Annotated in this window: 18 protein-coding genes and 1 pseudogene; 5 read left to right on the top strand and 14 right to left on the bottom strand. The window is 37.1% G+C overall.

Translation table 11 applies throughout. The features are described 5' to 3' along the window. Nucleotides 1-51: 51 nt before the first annotated feature. Entirely contained in the window at nt 52-2,034 is a 1,983-nt protein-coding gene (locus HYB91_RS00540; protein WP_002676130.1) for a DUF4139 domain-containing protein, read from the bottom strand. A gap of 134 nt (nt 2,035-2,168) precedes the next feature. Between HYB91_RS00540 and HYB91_RS00535 the strand changes: the two genes are divergently transcribed. Further along, on the top strand, nt 2,169-3,509 hold the full coding sequence (locus tag HYB91_RS00535; RefSeq protein WP_002667136.1) for a tetratricopeptide repeat protein: 1,341 nt from the start codon (nt 2,169-2,171) through the stop codon (nt 3,507-3,509). A 69-nt stretch (nt 3,510-3,578) separates the two neighbouring features. Here the strand turns inward: HYB91_RS00535 and HYB91_RS00530 are convergent, their stop codons facing one another. Both HYB91_RS00530 and HYB91_RS00525 read right to left on the bottom strand, forming a co-directional pair. Next, a complete protein-coding gene (locus HYB91_RS00530) occupies nt 3,579-4,286 on the bottom strand; it encodes a DUF2715 domain-containing protein (RefSeq protein WP_002673526.1) in 708 nt (235 codons plus the stop codon). Between the two features lie 87 nt (nt 4,287-4,373). Then, nucleotides 4,374-5,186: a DUF2715 domain-containing protein gene (locus tag HYB91_RS00525; RefSeq protein WP_002676132.1), complete on the bottom strand. Its 813-nt coding sequence runs from the start codon at nt 5,184-5,186 to the stop codon at nt 4,374-4,376. 146 nt (nt 5,187-5,332) lie between these two features. On the opposite strand from HYB91_RS00525, the gene HYB91_RS00520 reads away from it, so the two are divergent. From HYB91_RS00520 to HYB91_RS12940, 3 genes are read left to right on the top strand one after another with little or no spacing between them, the layout of a single operon-like run. Further along, complete coding sequence (locus HYB91_RS00520; protein ID WP_002676133.1) at nt 5,333-6,223, top strand: DUF2156 domain-containing protein; 891 nt, start codon at nt 5,333-5,335, stop codon at nt 6,221-6,223. 20 nt (nt 6,224-6,243) lie between these two features. After that, nucleotides 6,244-7,557 carry a PALP domain-containing protein gene (locus HYB91_RS00515; RefSeq protein WP_002676135.1) on the top strand — a complete coding sequence of 438 codons (1,314 nt, stop codon included), beginning with the start codon at nt 6,244-6,246 and terminating at the stop codon, nt 7,555-7,557. Nucleotides 7,558-7,562: 5 nt separating this feature from the next. Beyond that, nucleotides 7,563-7,697 carry a hypothetical protein gene (locus HYB91_RS12940; RefSeq protein WP_002673521.1) on the top strand — a complete coding sequence of 45 codons (135 nt, stop codon included), beginning with the start codon at nt 7,563-7,565 and terminating at the stop codon, nt 7,695-7,697. Here HYB91_RS12940 and HYB91_RS00510 read toward each other — a convergent pair. Both HYB91_RS00510 and HYB91_RS00505 read right to left on the bottom strand, forming a co-directional pair. Continuing rightward, nucleotides 7,694-11,299 (bottom strand): alpha-amylase family glycosyl hydrolase, encoded by a 3,606-nt coding sequence (locus HYB91_RS00510; protein WP_253719564.1) that lies wholly within the window; start codon nt 11,297-11,299, stop codon nt 7,694-7,696. The two genes, HYB91_RS12940 and HYB91_RS00510, sit on opposite strands and share 4 nt — an antisense overlap. 115 nt (nt 11,300-11,414) lie before the next feature. After that, entirely contained in the window at nt 11,415-12,317 is a 903-nt protein-coding gene (locus HYB91_RS00505; RefSeq protein ID WP_253719563.1) for an Rpn family recombination-promoting nuclease/putative transposase, read from the bottom strand. A gap of 276 nt (nt 12,318-12,593) precedes the next feature. Between HYB91_RS00505 and HYB91_RS00500 the strand changes: the two genes are divergently transcribed. Further along, entirely contained in the window at nt 12,594-13,478 is an 885-nt protein-coding gene (locus tag HYB91_RS00500) for a DUF4349 domain-containing protein (RefSeq protein WP_002687966.1), read from the top strand. On the opposite strand, the gene HYB91_RS00495 is transcribed toward HYB91_RS00500, so the two are convergent. From HYB91_RS00495 to HYB91_RS12980, 9 genes and pseudogenes are all read right to left on the bottom strand, one after another. Then, nucleotides 13,475-14,098, bottom strand: coding sequence for a hypothetical protein (locus HYB91_RS00495; protein WP_010689388.1), 624 nt, complete (start codon nt 14,096-14,098; stop codon nt 13,475-13,477). The genes HYB91_RS00500 and HYB91_RS00495 overlap by 4 nt on opposite strands. Continuing rightward, the gene (locus tag HYB91_RS00490; protein ID WP_002673511.1) at nt 14,095-14,433 is read right to left on the bottom strand and encodes a hypothetical protein; all 339 of its coding nucleotides are present in this window, start codon (nt 14,431-14,433) and stop codon (nt 14,095-14,097) included. Before HYB91_RS00490 ends, HYB91_RS00495 begins: the two co-directional genes overlap by 4 nt. Continuing rightward, the gene (locus HYB91_RS00485; protein ID WP_002667114.1) at nt 14,414-16,384 is read right to left on the bottom strand and encodes a FapA family protein; all 1,971 of its coding nucleotides are present in this window, start codon (nt 16,382-16,384) and stop codon (nt 14,414-14,416) included. The genes HYB91_RS00490 and HYB91_RS00485 overlap by 20 nt, the downstream gene beginning before the upstream one ends. An 8-nt stretch (nt 16,385-16,392) precedes the next feature. Then, a complete protein-coding gene (gene whiG, locus HYB91_RS00480) occupies nt 16,393-17,181 on the bottom strand; it encodes an RNA polymerase sigma factor WhiG (RefSeq protein ID WP_002667112.1) in 789 nt (262 codons plus the stop codon). 24 nt (nt 17,182-17,205) lie between these two features. Continuing rightward, nucleotides 17,206-17,874, bottom strand: a complete 669-nt coding sequence (locus HYB91_RS00475; RefSeq protein ID WP_002673509.1) for a hypothetical protein — start codon at nt 17,872-17,874, stop codon at nt 17,206-17,208. A gap of 41 nt (nt 17,875-17,915) precedes the next feature. Next, the gene (locus tag HYB91_RS00470) at nt 17,916-18,809 is read right to left on the bottom strand and encodes a MinD/ParA family protein (RefSeq protein ID WP_002667109.1); all 894 of its coding nucleotides are present in this window, start codon (nt 18,807-18,809) and stop codon (nt 17,916-17,918) included. Nucleotide 18,810: 1 nt separating this feature from the next. After that, nucleotides 18,811-20,178 carry a flagellar biosynthesis GTPase FlhF gene (flhF, locus tag HYB91_RS00465; protein WP_371922068.1) on the bottom strand — a complete coding sequence of 456 codons (1,368 nt, stop codon included), beginning with the start codon at nt 20,176-20,178 and terminating at the stop codon, nt 18,811-18,813. A gap of 43 nt (nt 20,179-20,221) precedes the next feature. After that, nucleotides 20,222-21,280 (bottom strand): pyridoxal phosphate-dependent aminotransferase, encoded by a 1,059-nt coding sequence (locus tag HYB91_RS00460; protein ID WP_253719561.1) that lies wholly within the window; start codon nt 21,278-21,280, stop codon nt 20,222-20,224. A 55-nt stretch (nt 21,281-21,335) separates the two neighbouring features. Then, a pseudogene (locus tag HYB91_RS12980) lies at nt 21,336-22,140 on the bottom strand (Rpn family recombination-promoting nuclease/putative transposase). Nucleotides 22,141-22,145 lie beyond the last annotated feature (5 nt).

Here is a 22,145-nt window from a genome sequence, read left to right as displayed (position 1 = left end):
TCAAGCCTTTACACAAACAGCTGAGAATCTTATTTGGTTAGAAAAAAATAATTATTCTATATTAATTTTTTCAACATAATCTAAAAAAGCAGACCGCAGATCAGAATACTCTTTTTCACTTTGGCCGATTTTTTTCTTTAAGTTCTCCAAAGAATTTTCTATCTCCAGAAGCTTATCTAAAAACATCTTTCCCTGTTGGGTTTCAGATCCGACAGCTTGAATATTTTTGCGGATTCTATCCTGTTCTGCATTAAGAGTTTTTTGCTCATTTTGTAAATTAGCCAAGGCAATTTGAGCCTTATCAACTTTTACCTTTTCATTTAAAACGTCTTTGAAGGCTTTTTTTATCTTTTCAGGCATCTTAGCGTTGGAATAAATAGCTATCATGGAATTATTATCCATCATATTAACCTGTACAATTTCTTCAAAAAATCTTTCTTCAACTACATCAAGTTTTTCTTGAGAGTTAGCCTTAACCTTTATATTAAACCTGTACTTGTTCGACGTTTTTTCCAACAATTTTTTTTCATCGGTAAGACTAAAGCCTGAGCTTATAAAATGTTCAACTATAATGGAGCGTTCTTTTGATGCAGAATTCTTGATAGTATAGACAGAGTTTTTAGATGACTTATATCTTTTTGTTAAAACTCCTTTTACTATTTTAAGGCTATGAATATGCTTGTCAAGGTCCTCGGTTTTTGTACCCTTCACATCTATATCATCACCGAAGGCTATGAGCCGTTTTTCATTTTCCGGTAAAAACTCCAAAATAGCGTCGCCCGAGTACTCGCCATTTTCAAAAACCGTAATGGGTCCCGCAGGAAACTTTAGACCGGAATTATTTTCGATACTGATACATAACTTAGGATGGACATCGGAACCATAGGGTATACTCGAAAAAACCGAGTATTTTTGTGCAGGAAGCGATGCAAGGCTAAGCGGAATCATTGTACTCTTTTGTCTCGGTAAATTAACAGGCTTTACAGGGCTGAAGGCAAACATTTCCCCCGCACTACTCTTCGCAATGGTCTGATTTTCAAAATAAGAAGATTCCTTGGCTTCGTCCATAGAAGGAGCCGTCATCTTTGCATAAGCCTTTCTTTCCATCATCGGTGCAGCCATAGCTTCTTCATAAGCCACATCATCATAAGCGGAATCAAAGGTTTCAATATCGGCCGTCTGACCTGCAAGAATCGGAATAGTTTCTCGGTCGGTATAATAGGGTTCATATAGATTTTGTCTAAAGCCTATGGGACGGCCGCTTGTCAGGGTAAGTTTTACATCCTTCCAATCGAGATCCGTAGAGTTATCGATTATAGCCCAAGCCTGAAAAGCTGCACTTGTATTGCCCATGTCAAGCCTATACGAAGGCTTCCAAATAGGAGCTTCCATAACATAAGACAGCCCTATATTACGTTCTCCGGCAGCTTCTATATCAATCGAAATAAGCTTTCTTTCTTTTGCAGAGGCCTCTAAAATAAGACTTAAGGCCTTTTGTAAGTCCTCATTCCTTTGGGGATCCGTAAATTTAAAGGATTGAACATCTTTTAAGGATATTATCTTAACGCCGTCTGCCGCAGCAATCGACAAAATCATATCCGGTTTAGAATCTTCAATTTTATCCACACTTAAAATTTTACCTGTAATCTTACTCGGCGTGTAAACTTCGATCTCGGCACCCTTCTGCGAGTTAAGAATCTTAAAAATAGAGTTATTTTCAGATAAATCTATCTTTAAACTTTGCATAGTTTTTTTAAGGGTATCTTCCGATTGATAATTTATCGACAAATTCTTTGCAGCAGGATCTTTTACAAAAATAGATTTTAGAACATCACTTATCTGGGAAGGTAAAAACAACATCTCTATTTTTCCGTTGCCCCTTACCCTGCCCTCATGCTCATAATGCGCAACACCTGAAGAATATAGAGTTACCCTTTTTAATGGAAGGTCATCCTCACTAAAATCCTTTGCCTGATCAGAAAAGACTGTAGTCATACACATTAACGAAATTAACATAGAAAATAATTTTTTCATACCTCCTCCAAGGAAAGGATATTTTCTTATTATATCACAAACAAGAGCTGTTGACTAGGGTATTTTTATAGTATTATTACAAATTCAATTCACCTTCCATTGACATATCTTAAAATAAAACGCATAATAGGAGAATGGTATCGACTATTATTATTTCCTTTTTTATTATTATTATTGCTGTTGTTATCCTTGTCCTTGTAGCTACACGAAGCAAATCACCCTCTTCGGGAGGAAGAAAGAAAGTTAAAGGCAGAGCCGTTTTAATGAAAGAAGCCTCACGCCGCTTAGCTCAAAACCCTCATGATATTGAAGGTTTATTTATAATGGGAGATATTTATTATCAAGACCAAGACTGGGAAAAGGCGTATACGGCATACTCGGCCTTACTGGATAGAATGAAGCCGCTCGAAATGAATAAGCAGCTGGATGTTGCTATCAGATACGGTATCTGTGCCCTAAAAACAAATAGGCTCCCTGAGGCAAAAAAAGGCTTTCTTCTTGCAGAAACAATCAATCCTAAAAATCTTGATGTAAGCTATAACTTAGGCTATATCTATTACCTCGAAAAAGACTATGAAAAAGCCGTTAAGTTTTTCAAAAGAACCTTGATACTTGAACCAAACAGCTTTTTGGCAACAAAGTATCTTGGATATACTTTACAGCATTTGCATAAATACACCGAGGCCCTCCCGGCTCTAAAAAAAGCCCTGGATTTTAAACCCGATGATAAGGAAGTTTTGTTTGCAATGGGCGAATGTTTTTATGAAACGGAAGCAACCGACCGATGCTTAAAAATATTAAACCATCTTAGAGTAGATCCTGTTTTCGGACCTCAAGCTTCATTATACACAGGTATGATAAGAGCGAAGGCCGATCAGTTGGAAAGAGCTATCGAAGACTTCCAAATAGGCTTAAAACATACGGGAATACCGATGGATATTTCTAACGAGCTAAAATACAGACTAGCTCAAGCCTATATAAAGACTCAAGAAATAGGTCAAGCACTTCATCTTTTAAAAGAAATACAATCCATAAGCCCCGGATACAAAGATGCTGCAACCTTAATAATGAGATATCAGGAGTTAAACAAAAACAAGAACTTACAGATATACCTAATGTCGGGACAAAGCGAATTCGTAGCTCTGTGCCGCAAAATTGTCGCCCGTTTCTATCCGAAAGCTAAGGTAAAAATAGTGGATATTTCCGTATTGGCTGCCTATACCGATATAGTTGCCGAAATAGATACATCCCGTTTTTCGGATACGGTTATTTTTAGATTTTTTAGGTCGCAAGGAACGGTAGGGGAGCTGCTTCTTAGAGAGCTGCATGCACGGCTAAAAGAAGTCAAGGGCGGAACAGGAATATGTATGAGTGCCGGAACCTTTACTGAAGAAGCTGTTAGGTTTTCTGAAGGAAGGCCATTAGACCTATACGACAAAACAAGACTCTCAAACGTTTTAAACTCCTTAAAATAAAACTTTATTTACCCAATAAAAAAGGCAGCCCATTTAAAGGGCTGCCTTTTTGTGTAAAACAATTAAAATCTATAACCTGATAGAAAGGCCTAACTTTAAGTTTACACTGTTAGCAATAACCTCTTTTATGTTGTTGCTAGTGTTGGAAACCGTATATTCTTGATTTCCAACTTTAAATGTTTTTTTAACTTTTAAAGGAGCAAAATAAACCGTATCTGCAATACCGCCATAAATACCTATCATATCTGTAAAGTAAAAACTGGCTAAAACATTTACACCTACACCGAACATGACATCCAATTTGTCGTAACTAATATCCTGACTAGCTATAGAAACAGTCTGAGTAGCCTTCATAGCATTTAACCCTAGTCCGCCGCCCAAAAAGAGGTTAAAAGGCGTTTTTTTAAACAAGGTTATGCCGACTCCAAGCTGAGAGTCAAGAATAAAAGCATTCTTCACTACAAACTTATCTTTTTCAGCTGTTGCTCCCTTCATAAGATCGGTATGGTTTTTTCCGGGGAAGGCAATTTGAGCCATTAAATAAATAAAACCTGCTCTAAGATCAACAGCAACTCCTGCGGCATTATTCTTTTCATCTTTAGCATTTTTTAATGCATTTTGTACATCATTACTAAATGTAGAAAAATTACCCTCATTTTTTGTGTGAACAAAATAATTCGTATAGGCAGGGCCGAACGAAATCGCAAAATCTGCAAATGCAAAAACGGCAGATGCAACCGAAATAATCAAAACTAAAACTATCTTCTTGTGCTTCATAATAAACCTCCTATAAAACACATTTTTCTGTTTATAAAACAGAACCATATTCAAAACTCCGGATAACCGGAATTTGTTACAATTTTATTAAAGCTTAAAAGCTACTCCAAGCCTTACAGAAAAATTATTTGCCCAAGTTGACTTTATTAATTTTTTAATATCGCCTGAATTTGTGGTTGTTTCTGAATTTATAGAATACGTAAAGGGTATTCCATTTTTAAGCTTGCCGCTATAATAGCGCTGATTTGCAAGAGGTAAAAAATATATCGTATCCTTTAGGTCTAAGCAGATTCCAATCTTAGGCATAAAAAAGTATTTTATACCTATGTCCGCACCAAGACCTATCATACCCACACTTCGTATTTCCTTTAGTGAAGTAACATCAGAAAGACTGCTAATAAAATTACCGGGTAAATCACGTGTAGTTCGGATATAGTTTATACCTAATCCGCCTCCGACAAAGATATTGAGTGGAGAACTTTTCATTAGAGTAATACCTACACCTATCTGGCTGTCAAAAATAATAGAGCCGTTTATTTTATCACTAATTCCCTTCTCCTTTAGTTTTTGGGCAAGGGGATCAAAACCGGAAGATATTTCTTTAAGAGGAAAGCCTACATTTATATTTGCATAAATATAGCTCATCTTAAAAGAAAGACCAACCATAAATGCGTTATAGGAATCTTTTGCTTTTATACTACCTAACTTTAAGTTACCAGGTCCTATAAGAGCCTTCAGTTCAGCACTTAAGTTATCAGCAAGTTTACCTGTATCATAGTTATTCACTATGGTATAATTCATATAACCGATACCGACATCACCGGAAATATTCATAAAATCAAAGGCTGACAAGGAAAGCATACAGCTAAAAATTGCAATACCCAAAATATTTTTTTTCATAATTATCCTCCAAGATAAAATTTTATTTAAAAGCATAATCGTATATTTTATATAAGTATAGCCCACTATTAACATATTTTCAACCGGATGTAAGTATTTTTTTTATATCTATTGCCGTTTTTGCTTAAAAATAGTAGGATATATGCATGAGTATACCACAGTATCCCGAATTTGCACCCATTTCGTTGGACATGCAGTCCGAAATGGAATTTTACTTAAAAAGGCTTCCTGACGGAATCTCGGAGCTTACTTTTTTGAATTTATACCTTTTTAGACATAATTATAAATATCAGGTAACAAAAACCGAAAAATTATTGATAATAATAGGGGAATATAAGGGCGAAAGCTTTTTTATAACCCCATGCTGTACCGTAGATGTCGAAATAACAAAGGAATTATTGGCAAAATATAAAAAATGGATGATTCTTTCAAAATCTTTTTTAGATAATAACATAAATGTATTCAATCTGCCTTTTTTAAAAGAACTAAAAATTGAAGAGGACAGGGATAATTTTGATTATGTTTATTTAAGAAAAGATTTGGCCGAATTAAAGGGTAAGGATTTTCATAAAAAAAAGACCCATATAAACAAATTCGAAAAATCTTATGACAAAATAAAAATCGAACCTCTCACCCTTGAAAATGTAGAAGACGCTAAAAAGGTTCTTGAAGAATGGAATAGTACAAAACCGGACTCAAATCCTGAAAATTCCGACTATGAAGCAGCTTTGGAAGCCCTTTCAATCTTAAGCAGGACCTCAATGATGGGCATAATCCTCTATGTTTGGGATGAACCTGTGGCTTGGACCCTTGCAGAAATAACACAAAACAATAAAACTGCCGTTATTTTATTTGAAAAAGCCTTGGCATCTTATAAGGGAAGTTTTCAGTACATTAATTATGCCTTTGCAGGTTATCTGCCCGAATACATAGAATTTATAAACAGAGAGCAGGATTTAGGCGATGAGGGCTTAAGACAAGCAAAAATGACATATAAACCGATAAAATTCATAAAAAAGTATAGAATTTTATCTTAAATATGATACAATAGGAAAACATGGATTTAGTAAGCACACGAAACAATAATAAGATTGTATCCTTTTATGAGGCAGTAACAAACTGTATGCCGGCAGACGGGGGGCTTTATATACCCAAAGAAGCCTTGGACTTAAGTGATTGGACCTATCATCTTAACGAAACTTCAAGTTTTACATCTATTACGGGAGCCTTAACCTCTGCAATCCTGCGAGAGGAATTCAGCCCTGCCGTTTCGGAACGTATTGCTGTTTCAGCTTTTGGAAATTACAGTCCGAGGGTGCGCCAATTGGATGAAAGACTCTTTTTGCTGGACCTTTTTCACGGGCCGACCGGCTGCCACAGAGATTTCGGCTTTTTATGGTTTGCTTCAGTTCTTGAACATATTTTAACCATAACCGATAAAAAAGCCATAGTTTTAGGAACAGGAACCAAAAAAAACGGTCAAAGTATGGCGGCCGCTTTTTGGAACAAAAAAAGGGTAAAGACTCTTTTAATTCACCCCAAAGGTTATGCCTCCGGTATACCGGAAGAATATTTAGCAGAAAACGGGGGCTCTATTTACTCGGTAGAATGTGAGGGAGATGTAAAGGATGTCGAAAACTTAAAAAGGTCCGTATATCTTGACAGAAATCTTGTAGAAAAATACGGTCTGACTTTAGCAAATACTGTAAACATAGGCAGACTTTTACCCCAAATATTTTTCTATTTTTATGCTTTTACCCGCTTTAAAAAACACATTTTCGGCGAAATCTATTACGCCCTCCACTCCGGTAATTACGGAAACCTTGCAGCGGGGCTTTTTGCATGGAAGAGCGGTCTTTCCTTAAACGGGTTTATTACCGATTCTACGCCTGAACTATCGATAAACAAGGACGGAGACTGCTTTTGCAAAACAATGGAAATTCCTTTGAGCCAAAGAAGTGCAGCAGATCCTGTAAGTCCCTCAAATATTGAGCGCTTGGAACAGATTTTTGAAATAAGCCCGGCAATTATGAAGGCCTTGATTTTTCCTAAGCAGGTAGATCCGAAGGATTATAAGGAGCTCATAAGAAAGGCCTATCAACGATATGGAATTATGATAGATACTTCGACGGCTGCAGCCTATGGAGCCGCCATCAAAAGTAAAATTTTAAAAAATAAGGGCCCGGAAACCCTTGTTCTTATTTCAAAAGATCATCCGGCCTTTGAAGCCGATATAATCGAGGAGGCCTGCGGCGAAAAACCTAATCAACCGGAATACATGAGCGGTTTAGACAAACCTATAAAAAATATAAAAAAGATACAGGCATCTAAAAAAGAAATTGAAAATATGCTAGAATATATGGAGAGGTAGTTTTTATGTCATATAAACTTGATGGAGCTAAATTTCCCACACTTGAAGAACTGGTAGAAGCCCTCTACCCTATTTATTCGGATAAAATGAGTGAGGAAGAATTTAAAAAATATGCAGAAGAAAACGCCGAAAAAGACTAGGCCTTTTCTCTTGAAAAATCAATAATATTTTTTAATTTATATTCGGCAGCCGAAAACATCTTGGTCATATCCGAATAGATACCTGCATAAAAGTTTAAAAATAAAATATTGCATTTGAATAGACTATCTTCAGGCCTTTCTTCCCATACAAGTTTAAACAAAATATTTACCAAAATCAGCCTTTCAGTAGATTCTTTATTAAACCAAACTTCCCCATCCCACTCGTTTAAACCTAAATAGTTTTTTATTACTTCATCATGTACACAAAAATCCATAAAGTCCTTAACGCAATCCTTGCTTGAACCCGAATTTTCAAAAAAGTTTTTCTCAGTTTCAGGTAAGCAAAATAAGCGGCTTAACAAAAATAAGGTACTTTTTGAATTTACTTCGGGAAGCCCGAAAGAACAAAGCAGCTCGGCAAAAGCAAGATCAAAACGGCACAGTTTAATCTTTTCTTTAGGGAAAAATTTAAACAGAGCCGACAATAAAAGACCGGCCGTATACAAAAGTACATTCTCTCTTGTGTCAAAAACCAAGGTCTTAAGAGCATTTATAAAGAGAATGTCTTGGGTTTTAAGACTTTCATCCTTAACATTTTCATCGATCAAAGAAGGCTCATTCGAACAAAGATATAAAAAGCAATCTATAGAATTTTTAAAACACAAAGCGCGGATCTTATTTTTTTCTTTAAGACTGTTTAAGCTTTCTTTTTCTTCATCGTAATGAAAGGTTTCAAAAAACACTTCTTCAAAAGCATCAAAAAAATTCAATAATCTCGGGTAAAGTTTTTTTGATATATCTTCAATTTTTTCTGATACATCTTCAATTGCTTCTTTTTTATAGGTACCACAATAATCCGAAATTTGAGGGAATAAGTCTTTAGCGCATAAATCTTGAATAGTATTGTAAAGACCGCCATACTTACATTTATTTATTTCAAATTCAATATCTTTAAAACCCCGTCCTTCCGCTTTTTGATAAAGGACCCTATAATAGCCGTCATTATCCTTAATCTCACGGATGTTTAAAAATACTTGGCATTGATAACCGTCCAAAGCTGCAAAAAAGCCTTTTTCGGCAAGCTCGGAATTTTTTCTTAAAAAGAATAAGGAAGAACGCTGCTCATAAAACACCGTAAAATAGTCCTCTCCCGAATTTAAATTAAGAGAGTCCATAAGATTTTCCTGCCTTAATTCTTTTTCATTTTGCGAATCTTTTACGGCAAAGGCCGCCGAAAGTTTAATCCATCCCGATGCTCTTTCATAGGCATTATTGTAAAAAATCAATGAGCGCTCTCCGTTAAAAAAATTCGACCAAACAAAAACATTTTCGTTTACGCTTCCTTCATTCCAAAAATCAAATAGTCTAAATTTTTCAACATCAGAAAAAATATAGCGTTTTTTTAAAAGAGGAAAAATTTCCTTTTTATGTCTTTCAAGCAGGCCGGAGTTTACAGCCTCATCCTTATAAGCTCTTCTATATTCCATGCCGTACTTTTCGGTAAAGCCTTCTAGCTGACCGTGTCCGAACATGGGAAGCCCCGGCATAGCCGACATCATCGTGCAAACACCGAAGTATTTATCTCCGTCCCCGAATTGGGCTATAGCAGTTTCTTCATCGGGGTTATTCATAAAATTGACATAACGCCTTAACACCTCAGGATCGAATTCGAGGGTATTTTTTATGGTTTCCCTGTATTTTGCGTTTTCTTCTTTTTTGAGCATATTCATAAAGGCGGAATTATATACTCGATGCATTCCGAGGGTGCGGACAAAATAGCCTTCCATCATCCAAAAAGCTTCGGCAAGTAAGAGGGTGTCGGGGGCTTCTTTTGCACAGCGGTCTACAACCTCTCTCCAAAATTCTTTGGGGATTCTCCTTTCAAATTCTTCAATAGAGAGGGCATAGCGGGAGCGGCTTGCAATGTCTCCGCCTGAACCTGGAGCCGGATACCAGAGGCGGCGAATATGTTTTTTAGCGAGAACCATGGCCGCATCAAAGCGTATAATAGGAAAATTCCTTGCGACATGGAGAATTTTTTGAATAACCTTTTCGCGGGCTTCACTGTTTAAAAAATCTATTTGGGCCGTATCGTTCCACGGGAGGCCGGTGCCGTCATTTCCATGATAAATATAGCGTACATCCCCGGAATAGTTATCGACACGCTTAAAAACTACGGCACAGTCCGTCTTTGAATAGTAACCGTTTTCAAGATAAACGCTTGTTCTTTCATCCCGGGAAAGATTTTCACCATCATAACTATATGAAGGAAAGGGCTTATCCCTTGTCTGCAAAAATAGATTCGGCTCTTCCATAATCCATTTGGAATCAAGGCCCGTATGATTGGGAACCATGTCGGCGGCCATCCTGATTCCGAATTTCCAAGCTCTTTCTCGTAAATTAGTCAGAGCCGGCCAGCCGCCTAGTTCTTCTGCAATGTCATAGTCATAGATACTGTAGGCACTTGCGGCCGCATCAGGATTTCCGCAAATTTCTTTTATACGGCGGCTCGCCTCGGAACGCTGCCAAACACCGATTAACCAAAGCCCGGTAATTCCCGAATCTGCAAAAAATTTAAGCTCTTCATCGGGGATTTGATCGAGACGCGTAATCGGGGCGGAATATTTTTTACTTAACTGATCCAGCCAAACCAAGGTGCTTTTTGCTATTAAAACCAAGTTGGGCATCCAATTTTTATCGGGAGTAAAAGCCTCGTATTCTTTTAACAGATTTTCAAAGGTGTAGACCGGAACATCAAAGCTTCCTCCTTGAGGCGGAGCCCAGCCGGCCTTGTCTTCTTCCCTTATTAAGTCCTCGGCACCCAAAACCTTGAGTAAAATATTTTGTGTAAACCGGCTCCAGTTTTCTTTTACATAATTAAGCTGGCCTAAAATACTGTCGGGACAGCGGTTCATAGGTTCTTCCAAAAAAGAAAGAATATCAAGGCCGCTTTGTTCTTTTCCTAATCGGCGTCCTATGGGCCTATTTTTTTTTGACCATCTTTTTACCGTGTCCCAAAAAATGCCGTAGGAATCTATTGTTTTTAAATTTGAATTATTAAATAAAACTTCAAACTGTGCATTTGCAGGATTTCTATTTGCAAGATATAGGAGAATAAACTCTTCAAAGGCAAGCAATTTATTGGGTACATTTGATGAACCGTCATTTGATTCAAACCACTCATCTAAGGAGAGCTTATCCGTGTAAACATCCTTTGGGGGAAAATCTTTACAAAACTCTTTTAATAAAAAATCAAGGCTGTGAAGACTTTTATTTTTAAATTCTTCTTCGATAAATTCATATCCTTTAACAAAAAAATCGGCATCAATATCTTGACGGTAAAGCCTTAAGACATAATGAAGAACTTCATCTAAAATTCCCATCGCATTTAATTCGCCTGCTTTTAAATGAGCTTGACCTTCTCCAAAAAGGCCTTCCTTTACAAGGAAATTAAAATTAAAAACAAAATTATGAACTTCGGAAATATTTTCAAATATTACATTTCCGCATGAAGAAAAAAGAACCGACCTTAAATTACACTTTTTGCGGACATCTCCGTTAATGTGAAATTCCATTTCTTGAAAAAAAAAGTCCGTACTCATAGGTTAAGTATAGCATTAACAAGCTTAAAACGCAAGGTTCTTTTGCAAATATGCGGGTATCTGCTCCGCCTATTTGCAAAAGTCATTTCAGTACTGAATCAGAAAGGCGGTGGTTTCAAATGTTTTCCACTTCTTCTTGGCTAAGACCGGTAGCTTTTGCTATATTTTCAATCGACAACCCTAAGCCAAGTAAATTCTTTGCCGTTTCAAGAGCTTTTTGATAAGAACCGTCGGCAAAACCTTGCTTTCTTCCTTTTATTTCGCCCTGCAATATTCCCACCTCAATGCCCTGTCTATACCCCTCATTTATACATGAAGCTCTATCATGCTCGTATTTCATACGGGAATCATAAAGCCATTTATCTCTAGGACTCATTTCCATTACAGAAATAGCGGCATTTGCTTTTTTCATCATCGTCGATTCTTGTTCTAACATTTCCCTCACCTCCGGATTATCAGTTTCGATAAATTTCAGCCAATTTAATAAGCGTTTTGTTTTATTATCCTTGTATTGAGATTTCTTTAAGAGTCTCGCTTTTTCAAGGTTTAGTATATGAATCTCAAATTTTGAGACTAAAGGCTCCTTTGTGTCTTGTTCTAAAACAAGATATTTGTTGTGCAAGCGCTTATTTTTATCAAAGCCTTTTCCTATCAAGTTTATTGTAATACACTTTGGCAGTTTTGTATAGTCTTGACCTTGTTTTATGTTTTCATTATACATTTTAGACCAATAATACAGGGTTCTTTCAGGAAAATCAAAATGCCAACTGTTTTGAATTTCAATGTCTACAAAGGTCCCATCTTTTAGTCTTAACTTGATGTCCAAAACACCGAGTTTTTCACTCAAAAGCTCTTTATGAAACTCCTTATCGAGAAGTTCCAAGTCTGCGATGGTTTCAGGCGGAATGTCTAATATACATTCCAGCAAGTCCTGTAAGACATCTTTGTTTTCTTCAACTCCGAAGACTCGCTTAAAGGCATAGTCGTTGCGGAGGGTTATTTTAAATAGTTTGTTCATAATTAAGCCTCGTTAATAATTTTTTTAAGGAAGAAACATTTTTCCCCTTTCATAATTATTATAGAAATTGTTTGTAATAAATAGTAAAATTTGAAAAAAAAAATTCGAATACAAAACCGTTGGTTGTTACCATTCCCTATAACCTCTGATGAGTCCCAATCATTAAGACATTCCTTAATTATCCTTTGCGAAGCTCAACATTTGACAAGCCTTAACGGCTCCCATTGTAAAATAAAATAAATTATGTTAAACTTTTGCCGATGGGGGATAAATAGAATGAAAAAAAAGGCTTTTATTTTTTTATGTTTAAGTCTGGTACTAAATCTTTTTCTTTCTTGCGGAGGGAAAAAGGCAGCTTATGAAGCAGGCAAAAGTGCCCGAGCCGAAAGTTACATGGCCGAATCCAAAAGCTCATCATCCGATTCGGCCTTTAAAGAGGACAAAAAAGAATCCGATGCAGTAAATACTGAAAGTTTAGATAACGGCAATATCGAAAGAAAACTTATAAAAACAGGTTTTATAGAATTTGAAACCGAGGATATAAAAAAAACAAGGGAAACAATCGAAAACCTTGTAACAAAATATCAAGCCTATATAAGTCAAGAAGATGAACAGCATTTTCAGTCTAATATTAGGCAGACAATCAGTATTAGAATACCAAAAGAAAATTTTGATAATCTTTTAAATGAGCTTACTATAGGCATTAAAAAACTTGATAATAAAAACATTACGGTTGAAGATGTTACGGAAGAATTTGTAGACGGACTTGCCCGGTTAAAGGTAAAAAAAGAAACCGAACAAACTTATTTAAAAATTCTAAGCCAAGCAAAAACGGTAAAAGACATTTTAGAAGTGCAAAACCAAATTCAAGATTTACGCTCCGATATTGAAGCTATTGAAGGCCGTTTACGTTATTTACAAAAATCCGTAAATTACAGCACCTTAAATATTTCAATGTACCAAATTATCAATAGCAGTATAGCAAGGCCTTCCTTCTTTACCAAGGCCCTCAATGCCGTAAAGGAAGGAATAGGTCTTTTTAGCGATATAATTATCGGCATCCTTTATCTTTGGATATTTATACTTATAATTATAGCTGTTGCGGTAATTATCATCAAAAAAAGACGCAATAAAATAAAGGAAAAATCTTTAGATAATTAAGTATTCATCGAAATAATCAGCTCTATTTCGCCGGTAGGAAGAGGGACTTTTTCGGCTATCAGCTCTATTGAAAGGCCTTTTTTAGCCATTTCAATTATCTGTTCCTTCATTGAAGCAGTTTGGTCGGGGACAATTCCCGATTTAGGGGCCAGAATTTGTTTTGTATATATCTTAATAGGTTCGTTATCGATAGGAGGATTTTCTTTTTTATTCACTTCTGTTGAACGCTCCGTTTCTCTTACACTCTCGTTTGAAATTACGGGCTTTTTAGTTTTTACAAAAGCATCCGGATCAAGTCCTGAAAAAGCATTAGCTTTAGCCGCCTCGGCAAGGCTTTCGTAAACCCTCTCGGCAGCGCTCCGTTTTTCTTCTTCTTTTCCTGCAAGCAATATACGCTTATCCAGCTCAAGGACAAGGCTGTTCACTTCCTTAATCTTGTCTTCCATTATTGTAACGGACTGATCGGTTTGAAAAGCAATTTGAGCAACAAGTTTTTGAGTTTCATTTTTTATATTATTGATTGAAGCCCTATCCGAAAATTGATTTTTAAACTTAAAATAAAAAAAGAAGATTAAAAAAATATTTAATACCAATAAAACAATCGCAATAACTGTCATCATCCTGAAATATCCACTCTTTGTCCCAATGAAGGATCTTTTATATATCCTTCGCTATCCGGTTCCTGCTCGGTTTGAGCCGTGTTCTGCTTTTTGGGATGTTCTCCTCCCCTATCGTCCTCATCGGGAGACCTGCCATCCTTATTGATTCTAAGATTATTATTACTGTCGGAATCTACAAGCTGAACGGTACTCAATCTTTTTTCTGCATCGATTTTATTTTGCTGCTGCTGGGCATCCTTTACCATAGAAGCAAGCTGCTGTTCGGCCCCCTGCTGTTTGCCGACCTTAGCCATTTGAGCATATAGAGTTTGCAGATCAATTGGTTGAATAGCCACTTGGAACCTTCTTAAAATCCTCTTCGTTCTCTTCTTGATACTTTCCGTAACGCACAATTCCCTTGTCAAGATAGAATGTAGTAGCCTTACAATCCATTCTTACATCCTCGGTGGTATCCCGTATAACTATGCGTACTCCCGGATATACATGTCCGGAAGCGGAAACCCTGCCTTGATTTTTCAACGTATTTAAATACTCTTTTATTTGGGTAATTTCTTTTTGTACTTCGTGAATATCGGTTTGAAGAGTATATTTATACTCGTTCATCTTGTTATAGTTTTCTTCTTTATCTTTTGGAAGCTCTCCCCGCTTGGATTTAAGCTCTTCAAGACTCATTAGATTAAGCTTTAAATCTTCCAAGCTTTTTTGATCCATTTCCTGTTTTTGCAGCAAGAAGTTTAAGCGCTCCTTGCTTTTCGGGTCAAAGCCTACACTTAACATAAGATCGTTTCCGCCTGAAACACTTCCCAAATTCCTTGCCGAGATAGATTCGGAGGCGCTTAGATTGCCGCTTATTATATCGGCCTTCTTTCCGCGGCATATAATTTTACGGTTAGCCATTACATTCGATTTTATAATACCGTCCGAAACAATAACCATGTCTCCGGCTTCAACAACATCGGTGTTTTGAATAAATTTAGACCAGATAGATTTGCCTGCTCTTATTACGCCGCCTTCTTTGCCCATGATACCCTGACTTACAACTATGTCGCCTTCGGTATCAAGCTCCGCCCTGCCGACCGAGCCCTTAACTTCTATATTTCCCGAAGCCTTTATAACAAAGCCGTCATCTACGTTTCCGTTTACAAAGACCGAACCCAAGAATGTAATATTTCCGGTTCTGATTGAAACATCGCCTTCAACTACATAGATTTCTTGTACGGTAATCTTATTTTTGACTAAAAGAACCTGTCCGTTTACTTCTGCAACTATAGTTAAACCATCCGCAGCAATCTTTGTATTTTTGCCCACGGGCATTGCAACATCTTTTCCGTTAAGGGCCTCAAGGTATTTTCCGGTAACGGTTTTTCCCGCCTTTCCTCTTTGAGCCGGGACCTTTTGAGCTACAGGCTGTCCTTCAACAACGTTTTGAATAAGATTTAATTCCTTAAAATTGATTTGCCCGGAACGGGTTTCCTGCAAGCGGACCCGTGTATTATCTACCTCAAAATTATAAATAATCTTTGCATCGGCTCCGTTTTGAGGAGCTATGCCTTCCGCTACCAGATAATCTTCACGATAAACGGGAGAATCTTGGAATTGTTTGACCCTCTCTTCATTTATTCCGACTATTATCCTGTTATTCTTTAAGAATGCGATAATGGTATCTGCGGAAAGATCGACGCCTCCGGTTGTCGGGGGTGTAACATAAAGATAAGCCTTCATTTCGTCATCGCTTATGTTGACAACCATTGCAGCATCATTGCCCGGGATTCGTTTATAAGGAGCAACCCTGACATACTCTCCGGTTTTCTCCTCCAATATGGGATTAAGAATGTCGTCCTCCGGAATGGGGAGAGCCCTGTCCCTAAACTTGTTTCTGGCAGCCTTTATATCGAAAGCATGGCCCGTACCTGAGGGAGCAGTTACCTTAAAGTAAATACCGTCGGCTGCACAGAAAACATATCCCATTCCGTCTTTATTAATAACAGTTCCATCTTCAATTATATCTTCGGTCTCAACCTTTTCGTCTTCGATATTTTGCGGCTTCTTTACTTTTACGGTTTCGTAGGCTCTTATCTTCCATTCTTTTGGAACTATAGCAAAAAAACCTGAAGCACCTTTTTGCAGAATCTCATAGTCTATCGATGAAACGGGCATCCCTAATTGTATAGCTGCGTTTGCAAGGGCCTCATCAAGGGTTTCTCCGCTTATATCAACAAAAAAACGTCCGGAATCCAGTTCGTGCATTTCAGACATTTTTTCCTGTATTTGATTAAGCCTAACCATAATCCCCCCTATTTTATGCCCTTTGTAACATTAGAAAGCTTAGCTCTCAATTTTATATTTGCACTTGTGTGTATCTGAGAAACTCTGGACTCGGTTACATGAAGGACTTCTCCTATTTCCCTAAGAGTCATATCCTCATAATAGTACATAATTAAAACTTTTTTCTCTCTATCAGGTAATTCTTTAATAGCTTCAACTATTACCCTCTTTATGTCTTCACGCTCTACAATCACATCAGGGTTCAAAGAAGAAGGAGCTTCAATTATGTCTCCTACCGAAAACTCTTCCGAGTCATCATTAGAAAACCTTAAATCGGTCAAAGAAATAACGCTTGTTGCAGATATTTTAAGCAGTAGAGAGTTATACTCTTCAATATCCAAGCCCATTGCATAGGCTATCTCTTCGTTTGAGGCAGAGCGGCCTAGACGAGCTTCCAAGTCGGCAATTGTTTCTTCAATTTCGCGGCTTTTTTGACGTACCGAGCGGGGAACCCAGTCTATAGATCTCAGCTCATCAAAGATAGCTCCCCTTATTCTATTAACGGCGTAGGTATTAAATTTAACGTTTTTATCGAGATCATATTTTTCTATAGCATCCAAAAGGCCGAAAACGCCGTAACCGACTAAGTCGTCAAATTCTACATTTGTAGGCATTCCTATACCGACTTTTCCGGCGACGTATTTTACCAATGGAGCATACTTTAAAATAAAATATTCTCTGATTTTAGGATCTGAGGTTTTTTTGTATTTATCCCAAAGTTCTTCTTCAGGTATATTTTCATAATCCGTATTTGCCATTACCCACACCTTTTATTTTTTAATTTATGAATCCCTTTTAAGCACAGTACGAATAGCATTTACCATAGTATTCGTATCCATCCCTGAACCCGCTAGATCCGTTGATACATCAAATGCGGAAGTTCCTCTTTGAGTAAAGTCCATCTGATCATCTTGCTCAGGTTCATCTTCAGGTATAAAATCCTGCAAGTCGGGAAGTTCTTCCAATTCTTTTACAGTATTTTTTTCTTGTTTTTTTTCGGTTCCACTTGAAACACCGTTTTTTGATGCAGAAGCTTGTGAGTCATCCTTTATATTCTCAAAATCTTCATCGATCAAGTCAGCGTCACTCAGCTCTGTGGCATCATCCGATATCGAATCCTCATCTACCGGTTCAGCCTCTATCATATCCGATTCCGGATCGTATTCTTCATCATCTATAAACGGCATTTCTACAGGTTCATCGATACTTATATTCAAATTTTTACCGGTTTCTGTTTTTGCCGATTTCTCAGCATTAACGGGCTGAAATAGATCCGGCACAAAATGATCCAAAAGAATCTGAGCCCCTAAAACAAAGCCTCCGCTTATCAAAGAGATGATAAGTGAACGCAAGAGTATCGTAGAAAAGCGTACCCCGCTTATCAGTCCTAATAGGAAAGACAGAGCCAAAGCAGCTATTGTACATATAAGGGGAATTCTAAATTTTGCCACGACTCCGGTAACCTCCTAATTTTAAATTAAAAAACTTAAATCTATTCCCACTTTCTTCCAAACAGTTTTTGTAAAAAGCCGGAAAGGCCTGAATATTCATTATAATCCGTTTTTTCAAGTTTTGCAACTATGTGACGCAAACAACTCGCCGCTTTACTTTTTGGAGCAGATATAAAAAAGGGCTTTTGCTTTAAAACAGCCTGTTCAACCGCAGGATCATTGTAAATAAAGCCTAAGTACTCGACTTTTAGGTTTAAAAACTGGGCTACTATCTGTATCATGCGTTCGGCTATTTTTTTCCCTTCAAGGGCTGAATTTACACGGTTTACAACCATTTTTAGGTTTAAATCATAGTTTTCAACTTCGGTTGCGATTATTTTTATAATTCCGTAAGCATCGGTTATAGCCGTAGGTTCCGAAGTGGTAACAATAACAACCTCATCGGCGGCGGCAACAAAGCTGAGGACGTTTTTGGAAACACCTGCACTGGTGTCGATTATTATTATATCCGCCTCTGCAAGGGTGTATAATTCTTTAATAAAATCGGACCTTTCGGCTTCTTCCATATTTGCAATCTTTGAAAAACCTGAAGCTCCGGCAACAAATTTTATTCCGTACTCCGTATCGATTATGATATCCGACATTTTCTTTTGTTTTTTCATTACATGATAAAGATTGAATTTCGGAATTATGTTCATCATAACATTTACGTTTGCAAGGCCAAGATCCGCATCGATTACAATAACGTTTTTTCCCATCTTGGCATAAGCAATAGCCATATTTGTTGAAATATTTGTTTTTCCGACTCCGCCCTTTCCGCTGGTTACGGCAATAATCCTTGACTTCCTTTTAGGAGGAAGGTCTGAAAGCACAGCCTTATCACTGCTGTTTTTATTTTTCATTAATGTTTTTAAATCTTCTGCCTGATCCGTCATCTTAGCTCCATACTATAGAAATTTCGTCATTGAAATTTTCATTGATATAATCCAAAGAGAACCCTGTAAGTTTTCTTAACAAAACAAGCTTGGAAGCCCTAACTATATCCTTGGGTACTGTTTGGCCTTCGGTTATATAGGCGACAGGAATCTTGTATTCATCCAATACACTGATAATACTGCCAACATGAGCCGTTTCATCAAGCTTTGTAATTATAAGGCTCGAAAAATTAAAAACGGAATATTGTTTTATTATTTCGATTATGTCGGCAGCCTTAGTTACGGCACTTACTACAAGATGGGTTTCAATCCGGCCCGGCTCTATCTCATCGAAATACTTTTGCATCTCAAGTATCTTTTCGGGATCGGTCGGACTTCGCCCTGTCGTATCTATACATATAATATCGGCAGAATCCTTATATAGATCGAGATATTTGTGTAAATCTAATGGATCGGTTGCTATGATAAGCGGAATGCCCATGTGCTCGCAGTATTTTTTTATTTGAAAGGCCGCACCTATTCTGTATTGATCGATAGTTATTACCCTCACATCAAGAGAGCGCTTTTCAAGCTTAGAAACAGCCAGAATATAGTAGGCGGCAAGTTTTGCAAGAGTTGTAGTCTTTCCTATACCTGTAGGCCCGACCAAGGCAATAAGTTTTTGCTTTTTAGCGGAATCGTCATTGTTTGTTTCTTCAAGTTTTATCTGTATGGAAGAAGCTATCCAGTCAAGAACTTTTTTTTGGACAAGCTCAAAATCGTTTAATTCGGCTAAACTCAAGTTTTTAGATATTTTTTCTTTTATGGAGCGGATATATTTAGCGGTAAAATCATTTTCTTCCAAAAGAGCTGCAATTTTCGAAATATTTTCATGCTCCTGGGAAGGAGAGTTCTTTAGCCTTATTTCTTCTACCAGCCTCTCGACGGTTTCTGCAAGGTTTTTAAATTCCTTAGATTCAATATCTGTTTTTATTGGAGAAGAGCTTTGATTTTCAAGCTTTTCGATATAGGGCATCATCTTCTCGGCCATTTCTTCCGATTGAGCCGCAGCCAGTTTCATTATTTTTAAACGCTCTTCTGCAAGATTTGCCGGAGAATAAGGTTTTATGGGAGCAACAGCTGACTTAGATTTAACTTCTTCTTCATTGTTTGAGAATTTGGGAACGAAGGCTTCATTTTGAATATTAAAACTCAACCTTATCGTTTCTTTATTAAAAAGACTAAGGAAGCCTTCATTTCTTTTTACCTCGCGGCGGGTAATCATTATATTCGGCCCATACTTTTCTTGAATTTTTTGAATACACTTTTCGTATGTTGAAGCTTCCTCGACAAATGTTTCCATAATAAACTTTATACCACCCGAAGCCATTATAAAACATTTTTATAAATTTTACAATACAGATACGGGATGTTTATTTTGACCTTTTAGAGCTTATTGCGTTAATAAATTTACAATTATCTTTATGAGAACGTACGGCAATTCTGATATGATTATCTCCGAGAGTTTTAAAACTGCTGCAGGTTCTGATTAAGATTCCCTTTTTTTCAAAAAACTTTAAAGCATCTTCATCTTTTGCATTTAAAACTTTAAGAAGAATAAAATTGCACTGACTTTTATAAGTTTGTAATTTTATCTCGCCGCTTGTTCCGTATTTTTCAATATTTTCGAGCAAAAAAACTCTTTCTTTTTGAATATAGGCCTTGCTTTTTGCTATAAAGTCCTCATCAAAAAAGATTGCAGGAGCGGCAGCTTCTGCAAAGGCGTTTATGTGCCAAGCCATCTCGATTTTAGAAAGAGCGGCTGCCGTATCGGTTGAGGTACAGGCATAGCCTAAGCGTATCCCCGGAAGACCAAAAAATTTGGTTGCAGCCCTTATTATACAGATATTTTTATAGCCGTCTTTTTTAAACAGAGCTATGCTGTCATAGTCAGGCGGGCAAAACTCGTAAAAAGCCTCATCTAAAAGCAAAAAAACCCCTGTTTTTTGTACAAGAGAATAAATTTGTAAAAGAGCAGTTTTTTCTATTCTTAAGCCTGTGGGATTATTCGGATTCCCCAAGATGAGAAGGTCGCCCGCCCTCAGTTTTTTTTCAAGGCCGGCAATATCGTGCAAAAAATCGGGAAGATAAAGAAGCTCTAAAACCGGTTTATTATGAACAAGAGCCCTTAATCCGTATTCCGAAAAACAGGGCGTGCATAAAACAACCCTCTTAAACATTGAACAAAAATTATCGATTATTTCTACAGCCCCATTCCCCAAAACAATATTTTCAGGTCCGCATTTTAAATATTGAGCCGTTACCTTTTTTAGCGAACGGTAACGGATATCGGGATAAACCAAAAGGTTATTAAAAGATGCACTTAAGGCCTTTTTTAAGCCCTTAGGTGCCATTAGAGGATTTATATTACTACTAAAATCAATTAAAACTTCGTCCTTCTTTTTATAGGACAAAACCCCGCCGTGTTCCAAACCATACCGCCTTTTTAAAAAAGCCTATTCAAAACCGCCACAAATGGATCCGGTTTCAAATGCTTTTTACTTCTTCTTCGCTGAGACCGGTAGCTTCTGCTATATTCTCAATCGACAGTCCCAACTGGAGTAAATTCTTTGCCGTTTCAAGTTTAGTTTGGTAAGAACCGTAGGCGAATCCTTGTTCAATACCTTTTCGATAACCCTCGCTTATACATGAAGCCCTATCATGTTCATATTTCATACGGGAATCATATAGCCATTTATCTCTAGGATTCATTTCCATTATTGTAATAGTCTCATTTGCCTTTCTCATCGTCGGAGATTCTTGTTCTAACATTTTTCTTACCTCCCAATCAATTAGGGGAGGAAAGACAACCCGACAGAACAGGTTTTCTTTCCTCCCCTATAACCCCTCCTATCTTTTCCGTCTGCCAAAGGGTGCTCCCTTTGGAAACCCCTTCTTAACTTTTGATATATTAAAGCGTATTACCATTATATAATAGCATTCGGCTAAAGATTTTACAATAGTCTTGGCCTTGTTTTATGTTTTCATTATACATCTTGGACCAATAATATAAGGTCCTTTCAGGAAAATCAAAATGCCAACTGTTTTGAATTTCAATATCGACAAAAGTTCCGTCGTTTAGCCTTAACTTGATATCCAAGATACCGAGCTTTTCACTTAAAAGCTCCTTATGAAACTCCTTATCCAGAAGTTCCAAATCTGCAATGTTTTCAGGTGGAATGTCCAGTATACATTCCAGCAAGTCCTGTAGAACATCTTTGTTTTCCTCTACTCCGAAGACTCGTTTAAAAGCATAGTCGTTGCGGAGAGTGATTTTAAACAATTTTTCCATAATTA

Origin of the sequence: Treponema sp. B152 (genome assembly GCF_024181665.1) — a bacterium.
Taxonomy (GTDB): Bacteria; Spirochaetota; Spirochaetia; order Treponematales; family Treponemataceae; genus Treponema_B; species Treponema_B denticola.
Note: the sequence above shows the minus strand (reverse complement) of the source record. Positions and strands in the feature narration are given on the sequence as shown.